The sequence below is a fragment of the Microvirga vignae genome (assembly GCF_001017175.1).
In the GTDB taxonomy this organism is placed as follows: Bacteria; Pseudomonadota; Alphaproteobacteria; order Rhizobiales; family Beijerinckiaceae; genus Microvirga; species Microvirga vignae.
In genome coordinates this window covers 42777-64536 of sequence record NZ_LCYG01000045.1, presented here as the reverse complement: position 1 = coordinate 64536, position 21760 = coordinate 42777, and the positions used below count along the sequence as shown (strand labels likewise).

The 21760-nt window shown below is 57.9% G+C and carries 12 protein-coding genes; 4 read left to right on the top strand and 8 right to left on the bottom strand.

Annotated features, from left to right (window positions below; genetic code table 11):
• Positions 1–2: 2 nt before the first annotated feature.
• The 5 genes from urtD to glgA (AA309_RS18115) form a co-directional block, all read right to left on the bottom strand.
• Positions 3–755: an urea ABC transporter ATP-binding protein UrtD gene (gene urtD / locus AA309_RS18135; protein WP_047190423.1), complete on the bottom strand. Its 753-nt coding sequence runs from the start codon at positions 753–755 to the stop codon at positions 3–5.
• On the bottom strand, positions 752–1894 hold the full coding sequence (gene urtC, locus AA309_RS18130) for an urea ABC transporter permease subunit UrtC (RefSeq protein WP_047190422.1): 1143 nt from the start codon (positions 1892–1894) through the stop codon (positions 752–754). Before urtC ends, urtD begins: the two co-directional genes overlap by 4 nt.
• A complete protein-coding gene (urtB, locus tag AA309_RS18125) occupies positions 1891–3480 on the bottom strand; it encodes an urea ABC transporter permease subunit UrtB (protein ID WP_047190421.1) in 1590 nt (529 codons plus the stop codon). The genes urtC and urtB overlap by 4 nt, the downstream gene beginning before the upstream one ends.
• A gap of 64 nt (positions 3481–3544) precedes the next feature.
• Positions 3545–4828, bottom strand: a complete 1284-nt coding sequence (gene urtA / locus AA309_RS18120; protein ID WP_047190458.1) for an urea ABC transporter substrate-binding protein — start codon at positions 4826–4828, stop codon at positions 3545–3547.
• Between the two features lie 263 nt (positions 4829–5091).
• Positions 5092–6576: a glycogen synthase GlgA gene (glgA, locus tag AA309_RS18115; protein WP_047190420.1), complete on the bottom strand. Its 1485-nt coding sequence runs from the start codon at positions 6574–6576 to the stop codon at positions 5092–5094.
• 316 nt (positions 6577–6892) lie between these two features.
• Here glgA (AA309_RS18115) and treZ point away from each other — a divergent pair, with 316 nt between their 5' ends.
• From treZ to glgX, 4 genes are all read left to right on the top strand, one after another.
• The gene (gene treZ, locus AA309_RS18110) at positions 6893–8713 is read left to right on the top strand and encodes a malto-oligosyltrehalose trehalohydrolase (protein ID WP_047190419.1); all 1821 of its coding nucleotides are present in this window, start codon (positions 6893–6895) and stop codon (positions 8711–8713) included.
• The gene (locus AA309_RS18105) at positions 8710–13566 is read left to right on the top strand and encodes a malto-oligosyltrehalose synthase (RefSeq protein WP_047190418.1); all 4857 of its coding nucleotides are present in this window, start codon (positions 8710–8712) and stop codon (positions 13564–13566) included. Before treZ ends, AA309_RS18105 begins: the two co-directional genes overlap by 4 nt.
• A gap of 156 nt (positions 13567–13722) precedes the next feature.
• A complete protein-coding gene (gene glgB / locus AA309_RS18100) occupies positions 13723–15951 on the top strand; it encodes a 1,4-alpha-glucan branching protein GlgB (RefSeq protein ID WP_047190417.1) in 2229 nt (742 codons plus the stop codon).
• Positions 15952–16044: 93 nt separating this feature from the next.
• Positions 16045–18249 (top strand): glycogen debranching protein GlgX, encoded by a 2205-nt coding sequence (glgX, locus tag AA309_RS18095; protein ID WP_047190416.1) that lies wholly within the window; start codon positions 16045–16047, stop codon positions 18247–18249.
• A gap of 6 nt (positions 18250–18255) precedes the next feature.
• Here the strand turns inward: glgX and glgA (AA309_RS18090) are convergent, their stop codons facing one another.
• From glgA (AA309_RS18090) to AA309_RS18080, 3 genes are all read right to left on the bottom strand, one after another.
• Positions 18256–19707: a glycogen synthase GlgA gene (gene glgA, locus AA309_RS18090; protein WP_047190415.1), complete on the bottom strand. Its 1452-nt coding sequence runs from the start codon at positions 19705–19707 to the stop codon at positions 18256–18258.
• A complete protein-coding gene (gene glgC, locus AA309_RS18085; protein ID WP_084731366.1) occupies positions 19704–20990 on the bottom strand; it encodes a glucose-1-phosphate adenylyltransferase in 1287 nt (428 codons plus the stop codon). Before glgC ends, glgA (AA309_RS18090) begins: the two co-directional genes overlap by 4 nt.
• Positions 20991–21140: 150 nt before the next feature.
• Positions 21141–21521 (bottom strand): DUF2934 domain-containing protein, encoded by a 381-nt coding sequence (locus tag AA309_RS18080; protein WP_084731379.1) that lies wholly within the window; start codon positions 21519–21521, stop codon positions 21141–21143.
• Positions 21522–21760: the final 239 nt, after the last annotated feature.

Sequence of the window (21760 nt, the reverse complement as noted above, 5' to 3'; positions counted from 1 at the left end):
CGTCATCGGCCCAGGTACACCTCAACCACGCGCTCATTTGCGCTGACTGCATCGAGCGAACCTTCTGCGAGCACGGAGCCATCGTGAAGACATGTGACCTTTACATTAAGATCGCGCACGAAGGTCATGTCATGTTCCACCACAACGACCGCTTTTGTTTTGGCAATGTCACGCAAGAGTTCGGCTGTATCGGCGGTCTCCTGATCGGTCATGCCGGCGGCAGGCTCGTCGATCAGCAGGAGTTTAGGCTCCTGCGCCAGCAGCATCCCAATCTCAAGCCACTGCTTCTGACCGTGGGACAGTTCGCCTGCCTTGCGATAACGGTGAGCGGTCAGGCGAATGCGTTCGAGGAGCACCTCAATTCTCTCGCGCTCCAGCGTGGTGCGTCGTGAGAATAGGGTCAAGAAAGGCCCGCGCTTGTCTTTGATCGCGAGAAGAAGATTGTCCTCGACAGAATGCATCTCGAACACGGTTGGCGTCTGGAATTTACGACCAATGCCGAGTTCAGCGATGGCCGCTTCATCCAGAACCGTCAGATCATGAGACCCTTCGAAGAGTGCGGTTCCTTGGTCGGGCCTGGTCTTTCCCGTAATCACATCCATCATCGTCGTCTTGCCCGCCCCATTGGGGCCGATGATGGCGCGCATCTCAGCATGGTCGATGGCGAGCGAAAGTGAATTCAACGCCCGAAAGCCATCGAAGGAGACTGTAATGTCATCGAGATATAGAAGCGTCGGCGTAACAGGGGCGCTCATGGTACTACTCCGCCGCCTGAGAAACTGCTTCGGGAAGGCTTTGATCCAAGCATCTGCTTTGCTCTCTCCCACAATCCCTGCCCTGCACCAAGAATGCCGCGAGGCGTGAACAGCGTGACGAAGATGAAGAGACCGCCCAGAGCGAATAGCCAGAATTCTGGAAGTGCCCCCGTGAACCAGGTTTTGCCGGCGTTCACAACCAGTGCACCCAGAATAGCGCCAGCTAGCGTTCCACGCCCGCCAACCGCCACCCAGATGACGAGTTCGATGGAGTTCGCAGGAGCGAATTCGCTTGGGTTGATGATGCCGACTTGTGGCACGTAGAGCGCGCCAGCTACCCCCGCGAGCATCGCGGAGATCGTGAAGACGGCCAGCTTATAATGCTCAACCCTGTAGCCCAAGAACCGTGTTCGGCTCTCAGCATCTCGGACTGCCACGAGTACCTTGCCGAATTTGGAGCCGACGAGCCATCGGCACAGCAGATAGCCTGCCCCAAGTGCAGCGACGGACAGCACAAACAGGACACGACGGGTCGAGGCGGATTGCAGAGGGAAGCCCAGAATATCCTTGAAGTCGGTTAGGCCGTTGTTCCCGCCGAAACCCATGTTATTGCGGAAGAAGGCTAGCATCAGCGCATAGGTCATTGCTTGCGTGATGATGGAGAGATAGACGCCTGTTACGCGAGAGCGGAAGGCGAGCCAGCCAAAGATGAAGGCGAGAATGCCAGGAACCAGCAATACCATGAGCATCGCGAACGGAAAGACGTCAAAGCCGTACCAGAACCAGGGAAGGTCCTTCCAGTTCAGGAAAACCATGAAATCTGGCAGGACAGGATGAGCATAAACGCCGCGAGGTCCGATCTGGCGCATGAGGTACATGCCCATGGCATATCCGCCGAGCGCGAAGAAGGCGCCGTGCCCCAGTGAAAGTATACCGCAATAGCCCCAGATCAGGTCAACAGAAAGCGCCAGAAGGGCAAAGCAGATATATTTTCCAAGTAGGGGAACAAGGTGATCGGAGAGATGCAGAGCCGACCCGGGGACAGCCAATCCGTTCAGGACCGGCACCAGAACAGCCACCGCAGCCAGGAGAGACAAGACGACGATCGACTGCTTATCGAGCACGGATTGAGTCGTCATGCTTCCACCGCCCTGCCCTTCAGCGCAAACAATCCGCGCGGTCGTCTCTGGATGAAAAGGATGATTGCGATGAGGATCACGATCTTGCCGAGGACAGCGCCTGCATAAGGCTCTAGCATCTTGTTCGCGGCACCAAGAGTCATCGCGCCGACCAGAGTGCCCCAGAGATTTCCGACGCCGCCGAACACGACAACCATGAAGCTGTCGATGATGTATCCTTGTCCCAGATTGGGGCTGACATTGTCGATCTGCGACAGGGCAACACCGGCGATACCGGCCACGCCCGAGCCAAGCCCAAAGGCCAACGCATCGATGCGGTTGGTTCGGATCCCCATGGATGCCGCCATGCGCCGGTTCTGCGTGACGGCCCGGACATAAAGGCCGAGCGATGTATAGCGCATGACGAGGAGAAGAACGGCAAAGACCGAGAAGGCGAAGATCACGATAGCGATGCGGTTGTAGGTTAGGCTCAAACCACTAACCTCCAAGGCCCCGCTCATCCAGGCTGGCGTACCGACTTCACGGTTGGTCGGACCGAAAATGGTGCGCACTCCCTGCTGCAGAATGAGCGATAAACCCCATGTCGCGAGCAGGGTTTCGAGTGGACGTCCATATAGAAATCGGATGACCCCCCGCTCAATCATGATGCCCACGGTCCCGGCCGCCAGGAAGGCGAGCGGCAATGCGATGAAAAGCGAGGCATCGAAGAGGCCCGGTGCATAGCCACGGATAGTTTCTTGCACCACGAAAGTCGTGTAGGCCCCTATCATGACCATTTCACCATGGGCCATGTTGATCACGCCCATGGTTCCGAAGGTGATGGCAAGCCCGATGGCAGCCAGAAGCAGGACTGATCCGAGAGAAATCCCGTACCAGACATTCTGAAGTGCATTCCAGAATGCCAAGCGCGTCTGAATACCCTCGGCCGCATCGCCTGCAGCTTTGACCAGTTCTGGCGGTGCATCGGAGGGCAAGGTGGTGAGGAGAGCAAGCGCCTGCTGGTCGCCGCGCGCCTCCAGGATCTCGATGGCTGCTTTCTTGTCTGAAATCAAGGCATCGGGCTTGCTTAAGATGATCGCAGCGCGTGCACCCTCCAACGCATCTCGCACATGGACATCGCTCTCCTGAGCGATGGCACGTTCAAGCGCCGATAACGCGGCGACATCACGAGAGCGGAAGACGGCGCGGGCTGCATTGAGACGGGTTGCCGGATCCGCGCTGAGCAGCGTAAGGCTGCCCAACGCCGCCTCGGTGGCACGCCGAACGCGGTTGTTCACCCGAATCGGCTTGAGGTTTCCTGTCGGATTTGCCGCCTGTCCTGTCGCCACATCAATAAGGGTGCCCGAAACCTCTTTAAGGTAGACCTGCCCAGCCCCGAGCAGGAGACGCCCATCCCGCAGCGCCTCGACAACGGTTAGAGCCCGAGCGTGGCCACTGTTTGCGATTGCTGAAAGGGCAGTCTCCGTATCCGCATAGCTATCAGCGGCAAATTTCGGTAATGCCTCCTCATAGGGGCCAGCCTTGGTACTAGCAGTCATACCGATCAGCAGAACAAAGACCTGCAAAACAATGCGCAAGCTGGGCATGAAGCGAACTTTGAAAATGAGAAGGGAATGAGAGCGGCCATACAGCCGCTCTCTGCTCACGTAGTTAGGCGCCGCACTTCTTGGTGACGGTGTTGTAGTTGCCGCACTTGAGAGTCTTCCAATCGGCGATCAGGTCCCTCGATCCTTCGAGATACTTCGACCAAGCTTCTCCAGGCACAAGTGAATCCGTCTGCGATACGGTTTCAAACTGTCCGTCTTCCTTGATCTCGCCGATGAGAACCGGTTTCGTGACGTGGTGGTTCGGCAGCATCTCGGATACGCCGCCAGTCAGGTTCGGAACCTGCACGCCCACGATAGCATCGATCACCTTGTCCGGATCGGTCGTGCCAGCCTTCTCAACGGCCTTCACCCACATGTTGAAGCCGATCACATGAGCTTCCATGGGATCGTTGCTGACGCGCTTCTCGTTCTTGGTGAAGGCCCTCCACTTCTCGATGAAGGCCTTGTTCTCAGGCGTATCGACCGACTGGAAGTAATTCCACGCGGCCAAGTGGCCGACGAGAGGTTTCGCGTCGATGCCGGCGAGCTCTTCCTCACCGACTGAGAAAGCAACTACGGGGATATCCGTGGCCTTGATGCCCTGGTTGGCGAGTTCCTTATAGAAGGGCACGTTGGCATCGCCGTTGATAGTGGAAACCACGGCCGTCTTCTTACCTGCCGAGCCGAACTTCTTGATGTCCGCGACGATCGTCTGCCAGTCGGAGTGACCGAACGGCGTGTAGTTGATCAGGATATCCTCAGACTTGACGCCTTTGGACTTCAGATAAGCCTCAAGGATCTTATTCGTGGTTCGTGGATAGACATAGTCGGTACCGGCGAGCACCCACCGCTCCACCTTCTCTTCCTTGGCGAGGTAATCAACGGCCGGGATGGCCTGCTGGTTCGGGGCAGCGCCAGTGTAGAACACGTTGCGTTCGCTCTCCTCGCCTTCATATTGAACGGGATAGAACAGAATGCTGTTGAGTTCCTTGAAGACCGGCAGAACGGACTTGCGCGACACGGAAGTCCAGCAGCCGAAAACGGCGGCAACCTTGTCCTGGCTGATCAACTGACGGGCTTTCTCGGCGAAAAGGGGCCAGTCGGAAGCAGGGTCGACCACCACGGCTTCGAGCTTCTTGCCCAACAGGCCACCTTTCTTGTTCTGCTCTTCGACGAGCATCAGCATGACATCCTTCAGCGTGGTCTCGCTGATCGCCATGGTGCCCGACAAGGAATGAAGAATGCCAACCTTGATCGTTTCCTGTGCCTGTGCGGCCCCCGCCATCGCGCCTGAAACCAATGCGGCCGAAGCCAGCGCGATCAGGCATCTACGTGTCATCTTCAACATCGACATGGTCCTCTCCCTCGCCTGCCCTGTTTGAGGTGCAGCACGGGATCACAGGCAATAACCATGCCAATATGAGCTTTAAGGCGGGCCTGGCCTTTCAAGGGTTCGAGGCCCCCTTCCCTAGGACGAGGATTGAGCACGCTGATTGAAAAAGCGGCAGAGGTTCGAGCAATGAGGCTGCAACTGTCTTTCAGCTCGCCTGCGCGGAAAAAGTGGGTGAGCGGCAACCATTCACCCGCCTTGTCGTCCGTTGTGGAGTGGTCTTAGACGTATGCTGCCGTTTGACAGGCCCGCTCGTAGACTTGCCTATATTTAGAGGCGGAGCGGTCCCAGCCATGAGGTCTGTTCATCGCAGCGCGACGCATCGCTGAGAGGCGCTGCCGTGAACGGAAGGTTTCAAGTCCTCGCCTGATCGCATCCGTGAACCGATGGACACAGGGCGCTCCGAAAAGAAACCCATTCACGCCATCTTCAATGGTGTCAGCCAAGCCGCCCGTTTTATGGGCAATCGGCAACGATCCGAAACGCTGAGCATACATCTGGCTCAATCCGCAAGGCTCGAACCGCGACGGCATGAGAAGGAAATCGCTGCCTGCATACATGCGGCGCGCATCACCCTCGTCATAACCGATCTTCACGCCCACCGAGCCCGGATGGCGTTGAGCGAGAGCGTGGAGCTCTGCTTCGAAACGGGGCTCGCCCTGACCGATGACGGCAATCTGACCGCCTTGTGAGACGATGGTTTCGGCCGCAGAAATCGCGAGATCCACACCCTTCTGATGAACGAGACGGGAGACAACAGCGAAAAGCGGGCCATTGGAGAGATCAAGCCCGAAGCTCCTGCGCACATTGTTGGCATTAGCGCGCTTGCCCCGGAAATTCTCTGCCGAGAAGCGACTCACCAGATAAGGATCCTTGGCGGGATCCCAGCTCGGATCGATACCATTGATAATGCCATCAAGGCGACCTTGTCTCGCGCGCGTTCTTAAGAGGCCATCGAGGCCGCAGCCGAACTCAGGTCGGGTAATCTCCTGGGCGTAGGTCGAGCTCACGGTCGTAATATGAGACGCATAGAAAATTCCAGCCTTCAGGAAAGACAGTTTTCCATAAAACTCCACACCATTAATGTGAAAAGCGGCATCCGGAATGCCGAGGCTCGATAGCCGATCGCGCTCGAAGATACCCTGATAGGCAAGATTGTGAATAGTGAGAATGGTCGGGATATGCTCTCCGCGCCAAGCGAGGTATGCAGCTCCTAAGCCAGATGGCCAATCGTTGAGATGCAGAAGGTCTGCGCGCCATAGAGGATCGCCGTTGCCGCAAGCGATATCGGCAGCTGCCAGGCCAAGACGCGCAAACCGGATATCGTTGTCGCTCCAGTCCACACCGAAAGGATCGACATAGGGAGAACCGTCACGTTCATACAATTCGGGGCACAGGAGGACATAGACGGTCAACCCGTCCTTCGTCATCCCACGGCCAAGGCCACATGCCGGAATACCGAAAGAGGCTGGCAGCCGCGCAATCTCCTCGACCGAACCGATTTGCGAGAGAACCTGACGGTATCCTGGTATCAGAATGCGGACATCGTAGTGGTGCCGCAGCGCCCGTGGCAAAGCGGCTGACACTTCCCCGAGACCACCCGCCTTTACGTAGTCGGCTATCTCGGACGTGACGAAAAGAATGGATTGTCTACGCGTTACAGAAATCGAAGGCGGACGATCATGATGCAGCTCAGCATGTGCCATCGTCGCGGAAGCCGCACCAGCTTCCGGTTGAATTATTTCCAACATGTTATCACGAGGGCGCGCTCCCCGGTGACCCCTCGCGCCCAAAGCAGGTCGCGGTTCTAACGCTCTTCCTGCAAAATAGTTCCACGAAAATTTTGATTATTTTTAGCTACTCCGAGCGTGTCGATTTTGTCGCAGGGTTTGTGGAACCTATGCTCGTTGAGCATTTCACATTGTGGAGATGTCTCCCGCAACCTTAGCTGTAATTTTTCGAGACTCGGGAACATTGCACAGCGAAGCTCGTTCGCAAGTGCCCTGATTATTTGGAGAGCCCATGCAGCGTATTCACCGGATGCCTTTTGGGGCAGAGGTCACGACAGACGGTGTTCGCTTTGCCCTCTGGGCACCCACCGCAGGTGAGGTGAAGCTTGTGCTTGACGGGACAGATCAGGCTATGGAAATCCACGAGGACGGCTGGCATCGCCTCGTTTCATCCAATGCTCAGGCAGGCAGCCGTTATGGCTACAGGATCGATGGAAATTTTTTGGTGCCGGATCCCGCCTCTCGCTTCCAGCCAGACGACGTGCATGGGTTGAGCCTTGTTGTCGATCCACGCTCCTATGAATGGTCCGACGCCTTTTGGAACGGACGGCCTTGGGAAGAGACCGTCCTCTATGAAGTGCATGTGGGCACGGCAACGCCCGAAGGCACTTATGCAGGCCTCATGAAAAAACTCGATGCGCTGCGAGATCTGGGCATCACGGCTATCGAGTTGATGCCGGTTGCCGAATTTCCTGGCCGCCGGAACTGGGGCTATGACGGCACCCTTCCCTACGCCCCAGATGCTACCTATGGTAGCCCTGAAGACTTGAAGCGGCTCATCGACCATGCGCACGAGCTTGGCCTGATGATGTTCCTCGACGTCGTCTACAATCACTTCGGCCCATCCGGGAATTACCTCCACGCCTATGCCAAATCCTTCTTCACGGAACGGCACCCGACGCCTTGGGGGGCCGGCATTAATGTGGACGGCGAAGGCAGCCCCATCGTGCGCGACTTCTTTATTCATAACGCCCTCTACTGGCTGGAGGAGTATCATTTCGACGGGCTCCGCTTCGACGCAGTTCATGCTATCGTCGATGACAGCAAGCCGCACTTTCTTGAGGAGCTTGCCACACGTATCCGTCAGGCTATTCCGGACCGCCACATCCATCTCGTACTGGAGAACGAGGCCAACCAGGCGCAATGGCTCGAGCGGCACCCCGACAGAAGCCCTCGCCTCCACACAGCGCAATGGGCAGATGACATCCACAATTCCTGGCATGCCTTACTGACCAGGGAGAACGAAGGTTACTATCAGGATTATGCGGACGAGCCTCTCAAACGTCTCGGCCGCGCGCTCGCCGAGGGCTTTGCCTATCAGGGTGATCCATCGGCTCATAAGCCGGGCGTCATCCGCGGGGAACCCTCCGCTCATCTGCCGCCGACAGCTTTCGTGTCCTTTCTTCAGAATCATGATCAGGTCGGCAACCGTGCTTTCGGGGAGCGCCTCTCCCATCTCATTCCCCAGGATCGCCTTGCGCTGGCGCAGGCCATCTTTCTTCTCTCCCCTCACATTCCGCTGATCTTCATGGGCGAGGAATGGTCAGCATCAGCCCCATTCCAGTTCTTCGTCGACTTCGATTCAGAGCCCGATCTCGCCAAGGCCGTGCGCGAGGGACGCCGGGGAGAGTTCAAGCACTTCAAAGCGTTCTCCGATCCTGACACAGCACAGAGCATTCCTGATCCGACGGAGGATGCGACTTTCGAGTGCTCCAGGATTGACTGGGGGGAGCTCAAGCGTTCTCCGCATCGGGAAGCCCTTTTGGAGACAAAGCGCCTGCTGCAGCTACGGAAAGACGCGGTCCTTCCGCTGCTCAGAAGCGAATATCGTGGCTCTCGCTACACGATCTCATCAGAAAACATGCTTGATGTAACTTGGGCATTCGCAGGCGCAGAACTCCGCCTTCTCGCGAACTTCGGAGATCGGCCTATGCCGATTGACGTCGGAAACAGCGCTCAGGTGCTCTGGTCAAATGCAGACGCTCTACCCGTCCATGGAAGCGTGCAGCTCGAACCCTGGAAGGGCATCATCGTAAAAGAGGCATCGGCATGAGCAAGCTGGATGCTCTCCTGGAGCGCATGGCTGAACTGGTCGGCATTTCACGGGACTACGCAGATGCATTCGGGCGAAGCATCAAGACGAGCCTGGAAACCCGCAACGCCCTTCTAACGGCTCTTGGTCTCAGGATCAGCTCCGAAGATGAAGCGCAGCAGAGCCTTGCCCGGCTGGAAGGATTGAAAGCAGGTCCGATCCCCGCCGTCATTTCGTTTTCCTCTGATCGTCCAGCAACCATCCCGCTGCGCGGCAAAGTCGAACAGACTAGCTGGTTGATCACGGAAGAGACAGGAACAACGCATGAAGGAACTCTCCCCAAAGGCGAAGCGGCGCTGAAGCTCCCTGTCCTGCCCATGGGCTATCATCGCCTGCAGCTCGGGGAGTTTGAAGCGACGATCATCTCAGCACCAGACGCCTGCTGGCGGCCTCAAGCATTCGAAGGTCAGAAGCGTCTGTGGGGAGCCACTGCTCAGATCTACTCTCTTCGCTCGACACACGACCTCGGCATCGGCGATTATGTCGACGTTGCTCTCCTCGCTGAAGGTGTCGGAGCACTTGGCGGCGCCTTCTTAGGTCTCAGTCCCGTTCACGCGCTCTTCTCAGCCGACCGCACGAAGATCTCACCCTATTCGCCCTCCTCCCGTCTTTTCCTAGAAGCACTTTATATTGACCCGACCAGTGTGGAGGGCTTTGCCGAGAGCGGGGCCAAGCAGATCCTGCAGCAAGCGGATGTTCAGGAGCGTTTGTCCCACCTTCAGGGCGCCCAGCTCATTGATTATGCGCAGGCCTGGGCGATCAAGCGTCCAATGCTTGATGCCTTGTGGAGGCACTTTCAAAAATCCGGCAACCATGCTGCGTTCGAAGCCTTCAGACGGGTAGTAGGAGAAGCACTTGAAGCGCATGCAACATTCGAGGCACTCTCCGAGTGTTTTCATGAGAAAGGACACGTGTGGGTCGGGGAGTGGCCTGAGGCCTATCGCGATATCCGGTCAACCGAGGTCGGCCGCTTCCGCAATGACCATCAGGAACGCATCTCGTTTTATGTGTGGCTTCAATGGCTGGCCGATTGTCAACTCGCACAAGCCGCCGAGCGCGCACGGGCAGCTGGCCTGACGATCGGCCTCTACCGGGATCTTGCCGTCGGGGCTGACGGCGGTGGCTCTGAAATCTGGGCAACACCCGATCGATTTGCGCCTGGACTTGCCGTTGGAGCGCCTCCCGATCCTCTTGGACCGCAAGGTCAGAACTGGGGCTTGCCGCCCTTCAATCCTCTGACGTTGGAAGAGCAAGGCTTGGCAGCGTTCCGCGATCTTGTGGCGGCGAATATGCGCCATGCCGGTGCGATCCGCATCGACCACGCCTTCCAGCTGCAGCGTCTCTTCCTCATTCCATCCGGAGCGCCGGCATCGCAAGGGGCCTATGTCGATTATCCGTTCGAAGCCATGCTCGCGGTTCTGCGCGTGGAAAGTCATCGTGCCCGCTGTCTCGTCATCGCGGAAGATCTTGGAACGGCACCAAAGGGCTTTTCGGATGCCATTATGGCATCAGGGCTTCTCAGCTATCGCGTCATGCCCTTCGAGCGTGACGAAGCCGATTTCAAGAAGCCGGAAGATTATCCACGCTCAGCCCTTTCCGTTCTGACGACCCATGATCTTCCCACATTCAGAGGGTGGTGGCGAGGGCTCGATATCGACCTGCGTCAGACGCTCGGTGTGTTCGACCCCAAGACAGCAGCGAATGAACGTGCCGTACGCCAAGCGGATAAGCAGCACTTCACGAAGGCTCTTGCCGAAGAAGGCCTGCTCTCATCACCAAGCACGCCGGATGAACCGCCGCTCGAAGGAGCCATGCGCTATCTCGCGCGGACATCATGTGTGCTTACGGCCTTACAAATTGAGGATGCTTCGGGTGAGCTGAACCAGCCAAACATGCCCGGCCAGGATACAGGTCATCCCAACTGGCGCCGGCGTCTTTCGAACACGATCGAAAACATTACGGCTCCCGGTCACCTTATGGCGAAGTTATCCGTCGCTCTCGCGGAAGAGGGACGGGACGTGCGGCCCCGAAGAAATGCCCTCGCTTCTCCACCACCTCGCGCCACATACCGGCTGCAGTTTCATAAGGACTTCACCTTTGATGATGCCGTAAAGATCGTGCCATATCTGGCCAAACTCGGCATCAGCCATGTCTACTCGTCACCCATTCACGCAGCCATCCCTGGCTCGACGCATGGCTACGATATCGTTGATCACTCTGCCATCAATCCGGAACTTGGCGGCGAGGAGGGTTTCCGGCGCTTGTCGGATGCTTTGACGGCCAACGGCCTAAAGCTTCTGCTCGATATCGTGCCTAATCATATGGGCGTTGGCGGGAGCACCAATGGCTGGTGGTTGTCAGTTCTGGAATGGGGCCGACTCTCGCCTGCGGCTGATGCCTTCGATATCGATTGGGCGAGGTCCGGGGCTCGGGGCAAGCTGATCGTGCCCGTCCTCGGCAGTCTCTACGGCGAGACCCTGGAAAAGGGCGAGCTGACACTGAAGTTCGATGCTGATGAAGGCAGCTTCAGCGTCTGGCATTGGGAGCACCGGCTGCCCATCTGCCCAACAACCTATCCCATGGTGCTCGACCACGCTCTGGCTGCTCTCGATGAAAGAGAAACGGCCGGTGACTTGCTTGCGCTGACGGAGCGCCTGCGCAGCATGAGAGGGAGGAAATCACCGGAGTATCTTTCCTCTCTTCCCGAAGAAGGCGAGCATATGAAGCGGCAATTGTCGCGCATTGCGGCTGACCAGCCATTGATCAGGAAAGCCATCGACCATGCCCTGAAGACCATCAATGGTACTCAGGGCCTTCCTGATAGCTTCGATGCCCTGCACCGCCTTCTCGAGGCTCAATCCTACCGCCTGGCTTATTGGCGGGTTGCATCGAGCGATATCAACTATCGCCGCTTCTTCGACATCAACAATCTCGCAGGCATGCGGGTCGAGATTCCGGAGGTTTTCAAACGGACGCATGAGCTCATCCTGCGTCTGGTGAAGGAGAATCGGATCCATGGCCTGCGAATTGATCACATCGACGGCCTTGCCGATCCGGAAGGATATGCCCGCGCGCTGCAGCGTGAATTAGGCCCCGGCTTCTACGTCGTTGTCGAGAAAATTCTGGAACCCGGAGAGGAACTGCGTCCTTGGCCTGCTGCCGGCACGACCGGGTATGATGTTCTCAACCTGATCGATGGCGTTCTTCTCAATGAGCAGGCGGGCGAAGCCTTCGAACGCATCTACCGCGAGGGATCCGGCCTTACGGATGAATATGATGATCTGCTGAAGCAGGCGAAGCTCGAAGTTACACAGTCGAATTTCGCCAGTGAACTCGAGGTCCTGGTCTCCGACATCAAGGCGATTGCGGACGCCAGTCGCCACACCCGGGACTACACGGCTTATGCCCTGCGCCGGGCTCTGACGGAGATCATCACCGTATTCCCGGTCTATCGCAGCTATCTTGGTGAAGGCGAGCCTTCACCCGCGGATTTGTATCTTGTCGAGGGAGCCGTCCAAGCGGCCAAGCAGTCCAGCACTCTGCCCGATCAAAGCGTGCATGACTTCATTGCTGCGGCACTATTCGGTAGAACGGAAGCTGCCGATCCGGCTGACGTCCGACGCTTCCGCCGGCGCTTTCAGCAACTGACCGGCCCGGTCATGGCCAAGAGCCTGGAGGACACTCTGTTCTACCGCTATGGACGCCTCATTGCCTTGAACGAGGTCGGTGGCGATCCGGGGCATTTCGGCCTCACCCTGCAAGACTTCCACGAGGCCAATGCCAAAAGGGCGAGCGACTGGCCCTATGCCATGATTGCGACCGCCACTCACGACACGAAGCGCGGCGAGGATGCCCGCGCCCGTCTGCTGGCGCTCTCGGAAATGCCGGAGCAATGGGAAGAAGCCGTCAGCCTCTGGCGTGAGTCCATCTCCCCCCGTCTCTCTGACATAAACGGCTCCCCTGCCCCGGATGCGAATGATCAAGTGATCCTGCTTCAGGCACTCCTCGGCGCATGGCCACTAGAGCTTCTCGATGGTGACGACAACCAGCAGCTGGCATTCTTCCATGAGCGCATGAAAGGCTATGTCACCAAAGCTCTTCGGGAGGCAAAACGGCAGACGAGTTGGGTCAGTCCAGATACCGAGTACGAAGAAGCAGCGCTGAGCGTGTTGCAGGCCGTGCTCGATCCGAGGAGCGGAGTCCTTGATCGACTGCGTCCCCTTGCTCGGCGTATTTCCGTTCTCGGTATGCTGAATGGTCTCTCGCGCACCATCCTCAAAATGACCTTGCCGGGCGTGCCGGATATCTACCAGGGAACGGAGTTCTGGGATTTTTCTCTTGTCGATCCCGACAACCGCAGGCCCGTCGATTATGATGCCCGCGCTCAGGCACTTGCTGAGACGCCGTCTTTGGAAGCGCTCCTATCCGAATGGCAGGGTGGCCACGTTAAGCAGTATATCCTGGCACGCCTTCTGCAGGATCGTGCCTCAGCCCCCAGCCTCTATGCCGATGGTGATTATCAGGCGATATCGGTCGAGGGCGAGCATGCCTCCCATGTGATTGCCTTCATGAGGCAGCATGGTGACGACAAACGCGCTGTCATTGTTCCCCGCCTTTGGAACAGTCTCATCAGTACGGACCACCTCAAGGTCGATCCTGCGAGTTGGAGCGGGTTGGGTCTCGCCTTGCCTAGCGGTCAGTGGAGTAATGTCATAACATATCAAACTAGCACCATTATGACCGGTGGACTGATATTGGGCGAGCTCTTGTCCTCTTTCCCCTTTGCTGTCTTGAAGCAGGATCAGTCCCCATGAGGGCTTCCGCCGCCCAGCGCTGCCCTCACCTCCCTTTGCCCTCTTCCGTCTGGTCGCGGGTCGGGTCCGCCCCATAATGGTGTTCTCTCATGATGCAAGAACGCCGCCGGGAAGATTCATTCATGGCAGCGGAAGAAAGACCAAGGGAAAGTCAGCATGGCCCAGCGCAGGGGTGGATCGCAGAGCGTGAAGGAGCGTTCGGTCGAGCCGCAATCGGTTGCTGACATCATTGCATCCGGTGACCCCTTTTCCATGCTCGGTCCCCACGAGATTCTACCGGGCACCTGGGAAGTTAGAGCCATCATTCCCCATGCGGATACGGTCACTGTCGTCGCGCGTGACGGACAGACCACTCTCGCCCCCATGGAGAGGAGGTTCGCCGATGGGCTGTTCGTCGGCACTCTGAACGCTTCGCAACGTCCAGATTACAGGCTTCAGGTCGAAAGCCAGGATCACGTGGAGATCCGGCACGATCCCTATAGCTTCGGAACTTTCCTTTCCCATCACGATATCGCACAGCTCCGAGATCCGGGCAGCGATGCAATCTACCGAAAGCTCGGTGCCCATCATTTGGATCTGGGGGGCATCCAAGGCTTTCTGTTTGCCGTGTGGGCTCCGAACGCGCGACGTGTGAGCGTCGTCGGCGAGTTCAACAACTGGGACGGACGATGCCACCCGATGCGGCGGCGTCATGAAGGCGGCGTTTGGGAGCTCTTCATTCCCGACGTCATAGCGGGCCAGCGCTACAAGTTCGAGATCATCGGCCTTCACGGGAATCTGCTGGCGCTCAAAGCCGACCCACTCGCCTTCACGGCTGAGCACCCTCCCGCCACTGCCTCTATTCTCAAGAATACTCCGGAGTTCGAGTGGAATGATGGAGCATGGATGAGGGCTCGCGCCGCACAGAACCAGCGCAAGGCGCCCATGTCCATCTATGAATGCCATCTCGGCTCCTGGGCGCGCGTGCCAGAGGAAGGCAACCGCTATCTCACCTATCGCGAGCTGGCCGTCAGGCTCATCCCTTATGTGAAAGATTTGGGTTTCACGCATATCGAACTCTTGCCGATCACCGAGTATCCCTTCGATGGCTCCTGGGGCTATCAGCCGATCTCTCTTTATGCACCCACAAGCCGCTTCGGCACGCCTGAGGATTTTGCAGCTTTCGTGGAGGCGGCCCATGCTGCAGGGATCGGCATCATTCTTGATTGGGTTCCGGCCCATTTTCCGAACGATCCGCATGGCCTGAGCTATTTCGACGGCACGCATCTTTATGAGCATGCCGATCCGCGTCTCGGCTTCCATCAGGACTGGGGCACCTACATCTACAATTACGAGCGGCAGGAGGTTGCCACTTTCCTCGTCGCTAATGCCCGCTTCTGGCTGGAGCTCTACCACCTCGATGGCTTGCGTGTCGACGCTGTGGCCTCGATGCTCTACCTCGACTACTCTCGCAAACCTGACGAGTGGATCCCCAATCGCTATGGTGGCAACGAAAACTTAGGCGCAATCGACTTCCTGCGTCGCATGAACGAGGTTGCCTATGCCACGGCTCCAGGTGCCATCACCATCGCTGAAGAATCCACCGCATGGCCCGGCGTTTCGCAGCCGACCTATACCGGCGGTCTTGGCTTCGGCTTCAAGTGGAATATGGGGTGGATGCACGACACCCTTCGCTACATCAGCAAGGATCCGATCTTCCGCCGGTATCACCATCATGATCTGACTTTCGGTCTTCTCTACGCTTTTTCGGAGAACTTCATTCTGCCGCTCAGCCATGACGAGGTCGTTCATGGCAAAGGCTCACTCATCGGAAAGATGCCCGGCGACCAATGGCAGCGTTTTGCAAACCTTCGTGCCTATTTCGGATTCATGTGGGGACATCCGGGAAAGAAGCTGCTGTTCATGGGCGGAGAATTTGCCCAGGAGCAGGAATGGAACCACGACCAGAGCCTCGACTGGCACCTACTGGATGATCCGTACCATAAAGGAGTCCAAACGCTCATCCGCGATCTTAACGCTGCCTATCGCTCCATTCCGGCGCTGCATGAGCGGGACTGCGAGTGGAAAGGCTTCGAATGGATCGTTTCCGATGACCGAGACAACAGCGTCATCGCGTGGCTGCGGCGGGGAGATGCAGAGAATTCCATCGCGGTGGTTGTCTCGAACTTCACCCCTGTTCCGCGGGAGGAATACCGCATCGGCGTGCCATTGCCCGGTTTCTATCGGGAGGTCGTGAATACGGATGCCTCCATTTATGGTGGCTGCAATGTCGGCAATCTCGGCGGAGTGTCGGCAGAGGAGACGCCGAGTCATGGACGCCCCTGCTCCCTCTGCCTCACCATCCCACCTCTGGCCACTCTCATCCTTGTTCTTGAGCGCGCCTGATTGGCGGAAGCAGATTGTCGAGCTTCAGGGGACTTCCTGCCTTCTGGCGCGTTGAAGATATGAACCGATCTGCTCCGCTTCCTGAGACCCACGATGAACGACAAAGTCGAGACACGAGAGCCAGCCCCAGTCGAGCTCGTTACCCCAACTGTCCGGCGGACATCCCGCCTCCGAGAGGGACTGCCCTATCCTCTGGGAGCAACCTGGGATGGTCTCGGCGTGAACTTTGCCCTTTTCTCTGCCAATGCCACCAAGGTCGAGCTCTGCCTCTTCGACCTTGAGGGCAAGCGCGAGCTGGAGCGGATCGAATTGCCTGAATACACAGACGAAGTCTGGCACGGTTACCTACCGGATGCGCGTCCCGGCACCACCTATGGCTATCGTGTACATGGGCCTTACGAGCCCGATGCCGGACATCGCTTCAATCACAACAAGCTGCTTCTCGATCCTTATGCCAAGCACATCATCGGCAACTTGAAGTGGGACCCTGCCCTGTTCGGCTATAAGGTCGGTTCGCCCGACGCGGATCTATCTTTCGATGAGCGTGACAGCGCAGCGTTCATGCCCAAATGTCGGGTGATCGATATGGCCTTCACATGGGGGAATGAACGCAGGCCGCAGATTCCATGGGAGCGCACGATCATCTATGAGGCGCATCTGCGCGGTTTCACCATGAAGCATCCCGCGATCCCGAAAGAGTTCCGTGGTACCTTCACGGGCCTGATGCATCATGAATCGATCAACTACATCAAGAGCCTTGGCGTCACTACCGTCGAGCTCCTGCCGATCCACGCCTTCGTGGATGACAGTTACCTGATCGAGAAAAATCTACGCAATTACTGGGGTTACAACACCATTAGTTTCTTTGCCCCACAGCCGCGTTATCTCGCGACCCCATTCGTGAACGAACTGAAGGAAATGGTCAGCCATTTTCACGATGCCGGTATCGAGGTGATCCTCGACGTTGTCTATAACCACACGGCTGAAGGGAATGAGTTGGGCCCAACTCTTTCCTTCAAGGGCATCGACAACGCCTCCTACTACAGGCTTGCTCCCGAGAAGCGCTACTACATCAACGACACCGGCACTGGGAACACGGTCAACTTGAGCCATTCGCGGATCCTGCAAATGGTCACCGACAGCCTGCGCTATTGGGCGCAGGAGGTCCGTGTGGACGGTTTCCGTTTCGACCTCGCCACCATCCTCGCCCGTGAGCCACATGGATTCGAGGAGGACGGACGCTTTCTCGACGCCGTGAGGCAGGATCCTGTGCTCAGTCGCGTCAAGCTGATCGCCGAGCCGTGGGATTGCGGCCCGGGCGGCTATCAGGTCGGGCGCTTCTCTCCTGGCTGGGCCGAATGGAATGATCGCTATCGCGATACGGTCCGCGCTTATTGGAAAGGCGAGGACGGGAAGCTGCCTGAGCTTGCCTCCCGACTGACCGCCTCCGCCGATCTCTTCAACAAGCGTGGTCGCAAGCCTTGGGCCTCAGTGAACTTCATCACAGCCCATGACGGCTTCACGCTCCGCGACCTCGTCTCCTATAACGACAAGCACAACGAGGCGAACGGCGAGGACAACAAGGACGGGCACGACCACAACCTGTCCTGGAACCACGGCGTCGAAGGCGAGACGAACGATCCCGAGATCCGCGCCTTGCGCTGCCGGCAGATGCGCAACATGCTTGCCACTCTGCTCTTCTCCCAAGGCACACCCATGTTGCTGGCAGGCGATGAATTTGCCCGCACGCAGCACGGCAACAACAATGCCTATGCGCAGGACAACGACATCTCCTGGATCGACTGGGAGGGAGTCGACGAGGATGGCGCTGAACTCTTCGAGTTCACCCGTAAGCTGATCCAACTGCGCCAGAGCCTGCCGATCCTTCGTCGCGGCCGCTTCCTCTCAGGGGTCTATAACGAGGAACTCGACGTCAAGGATGTGACGTGGCTCACTCCTCTAGGCGACGAAATGACTCCCGAGCATTGGGAGGATCCTCACGCCCGCTGTATCCTTATTCTGCTTGACGGTCGCGCTCAGCCGACAGGTATCCGCAAACGTGGTACGGACGTCACCTTGCTCCTGATCCTCAACGCCCATCATGACGTGGTAAGGTGCAAGCTCCCTACCGTTACCGGCGGTCAGGCATGGGCATGCCTCGTCGACACGAACAGGCCGGACTTGAATTTCCCGGCACTATTCAATTTCGATAAGGTATACACGGTGACCGGTCGTTCGCTGCTACTGTTCCAACTCCAGCCGGAGGAGCAACCGAAGAAGAAGCGGAGCACCCGATAGGCGTTCTCAGACATCCTCGAGACATGAGCGATAGAGATGGGCATATTGGCGAGCAGGCCTGTCCCATCCAACCTCCGCTGCCATGCCGTTTCTTTGCACCCGGCGCCAGACTTCCACGTCAGACCAGAGGATCTTGGCCCGGTTGGTCGCATCAATGAGGCCCGTCAGATTGACGGGCGAGAACTGGAAGCCTGTGGCGACACCCGCCGCCACGGCCATTTCATTGGCATCGATCACCGTGTCGGCGAGGCCTCCGACACGGGAGACGATAGGCACGTTGCCGTAGTGCAAGGCGCAGAGCTGTGTCAGCCCGCAGGGTTCGAAACGGGAGGGCACGAACAACGCATCGCTCCCACCCTGGATCAGGTGCGCCAAGCCTTCGTCATAGCCGAAGAAACAGCCCACTTGTCCCGGATAGACGATGGAGGCGGCCCGAAAGCTCTCCTCAAGCATCCGTTCACCGGCACCCAGGAGAGCAAGCTGCGCTCCATCGGCCAGAAGTGCAGGCAATGCCGCGAGCACGAGATCCAGTCCCTTTTGTTCCGACAAGCGGCTCACCACGCCGAAGAGCATCGCGTCAGGATTCTCATCGAGTCCAAGACGTTGCTGCAGAGCCAGCTTGTTGGCGTCGCGCTGGTTCAGCGTATCACGGGTGAATGTCGCATCAAGAGAAGGGTCCTTCGCAGGATTCCAGACGTCCTCATCAATTCCATTGAGAATGCCGGACACATCCTTTGACCGGGAGCGCAGAAGACCGTCGAGACCCATTCCACCTTCAGGCGTTTGGATTTCTTTCGCATAAGTCGGAGACACCGTCGTGATGCGGTCTGCAAGCCGCAAGCCTGACTTCAGGAATCCGATTTGTCCGTAATACTCAATTCCGTCCACCGTGAAGGCATGCGGCGGAAGGCCCAGTTCGTAGAGCAGATCGGCAGGGAAGATTCCCTGAAAGGCGATGTTGTGGATCGTCACGACCGTGCCCGGTCGAGGCATATCGCTGTAATGCAGATAGGCTGGAGCGAGACCTGCCTGCCAGTCATGGGCATGGACGATATCGGGAATGAAGCCGGACACATGGCCCTGTCCGATATCGGCAGCCACACGTCCCAGAGCCGCGAAGCGCCGCGCATTGTCCGGCCAGTCTCGCCCATCAGGCGTCAGATACGGCGAGCCTGGCCGCTCGTAGAGATGCGGCGCATCGATGATGAAGAGATCGAGCCCCTTCACCGTCGCCGAGAGGAGGCGAGCCGAGCCGCCGAAAAGATGCGGGTATTCGCGAACCGTTTCAGTATGACTTAGCGTTTTCAGAACGGCGGGGTAGCCGGGAAGAAGGGAAATGACGTCCACCCCCTCACGGGCCAGCGCGAATGGCAACGCGCCGGCCACATCGGCTAAGCCGCCTGTTTTGATGATGGGAAAAAGCTCCGACGTGACGGACAGAACGCTCAGAGACTTCATCCAGAGAGCCTGTCGATCATCGGCTTCGTGATAAGACAGATCCCGCGCTCCGTGCGCCGGAACCGCCGGGCGTCCTCCTCAGGATCCTCACCTACCACCAAGCCATCCGGAATACGCACGCCGCGGTCGATCACCACGTTCTTCAGTCGCGCTCCCCGACCGATATCGGCATAGGGAAGAATGACCGCGCCCTCCACGTGGGCGTAGGAATGAAGGTGCACGGCAGTAAAGACAAGGGACTGGCGCAAGGATGCGCCGGAGACGATACAGCCGCTGGACACGAGGGAGTTGATCGCATAGCCACGCCGTCCCCCGTCTTCATCATGCACGAACTTGGCGGGTGGCCAGGTTTCGGAAAAGGTCGAAATCGGCCAGTCACGGTCGTAGAGATCGAGAGTCGGTACGATGGCAGTCAGGTCGATATTAGCCTCCCAATAGGCATCAACCGTTCCAACATCGCGCCAATAGGCCAGCGCATCGCTTCCGCCTGCCTCTGCTCCCGAGCGAACGCAGGAATTGGTGAAGCGATGCGCTACCGCTTTTCCGTGCTGGACGAGATAGGGAATGATGTCCTTGCCGAAGTCCCGGCTCGAGCCTGGGGTAGCCGCATCCCGCCTCAACTGGTCGAACAGGAACTGCGTGTTGAAAACGTAGATCCCCATGCTGGCGAGAGCCATGTCAGGTTTGTCGGGCATGCCAGGTGGATCGGCAGGCTTCTCCAGGAACGAGACGATGCGGTCCGCTTCATCAACAGCCATCACACCGAAGCCCGTTGCTTCCATGCGCGGAACCTCCAGGCAGCCGACGGTCACATCCGCACCGGAATCGACATGCTGGCGGAGCATGATCTCGTAATCCATCTTGTAGATGTGATCACCTGCCAGAATGATGATGTATTCGGGATCGATGCTCGCGATGATGTCGAGGTTCTGATACACCGCATCCGCCGTTCCCTCATACCACATGGTCTCGGAAACACGCTGGCTTGCGGGCAGAATGTCGAAGCTCTCATTGCGCTCGGAGCGAAAGAAATTCCAGCCTCTCTGCAAGTGCCGGATGAGGCTGTGCGCCTTGTACTGTGTTGCCACCCCAATGCGCCGAATGCCAGAATTGAGCGCATTGGAGAGGGCAAAATCGATGATCCGCGTATTGCCGCCGAAATAGACGGCGGGCTTTGCGCGAATATCGGTCAGCTCCATGAGCCTGGAACCGCGACCTCCCGCAAGAATGTAAGCCATGGCATGGCGGGCAAGAGGCGCGGAAGCAACGCTCGGGCTTGGCAAGGTAAGGTCCTCATATCAAGGGCGGTGTGTGCCCTGCTTGTAGACTCTGAACCCGGCCGGAAGTTCTCTTGCCTGTTCCGGATTTCAGAGGGAGTTCCTGCCCCCGCAACCTTCGCGTCCCATTACGCGAAGGCTAGAACGCTTCTTGCGTTATATGGCCGTTTTTGTAGATCGCCTCCGTTTCGGAGCAGCAACTGTCCCGCCGACAGCCTCATTCACCTCAGCGACAGTCTCTGCTGCCTCAGCGGCAGTGCTTTTGCGCCTTCTCGTCTTGGGAGCGGCAGGGCTACCCAGAACCTCGTCCAGAGTCTCGCTCGTCATCCCAAGGGGAGCTGGATTCGTTTCGACTGGAGCTTCTTCATCGCTGCCAATGACAGGATACGAGGTACTGCCGGCCTCGTCGTCTTGCTGTCCCAGAATTTCGCGTTCTGCCTGATACCAGTATTCATCAGCGCGGCCGGGCTGGCTTCCGTGCTGCATCCACAATTCGTACGCCCGTTCCCGGATTCTGTGTTCAAGTTCCTTGTCCATGATCACCCTTTTGTCCTCACGCCTGATCTCGCCTGGGAAACAGTGAGCCGGATGGCCACTCATCAAGCTTCATAATCAACGCCCGCAAGCTGCATAAGTTATTAGGCGGCGTTCGGGAATTACAACGGCTCGGGTGAGCAAGCTTGAGGTTTTAAGCCTCGTTCGAGGATTAATTTTTAGGCTTGGTAGAAAGAGCCCAGCGCGTTTATGTTACAACATTTCTGAAATTGGAACCTTGG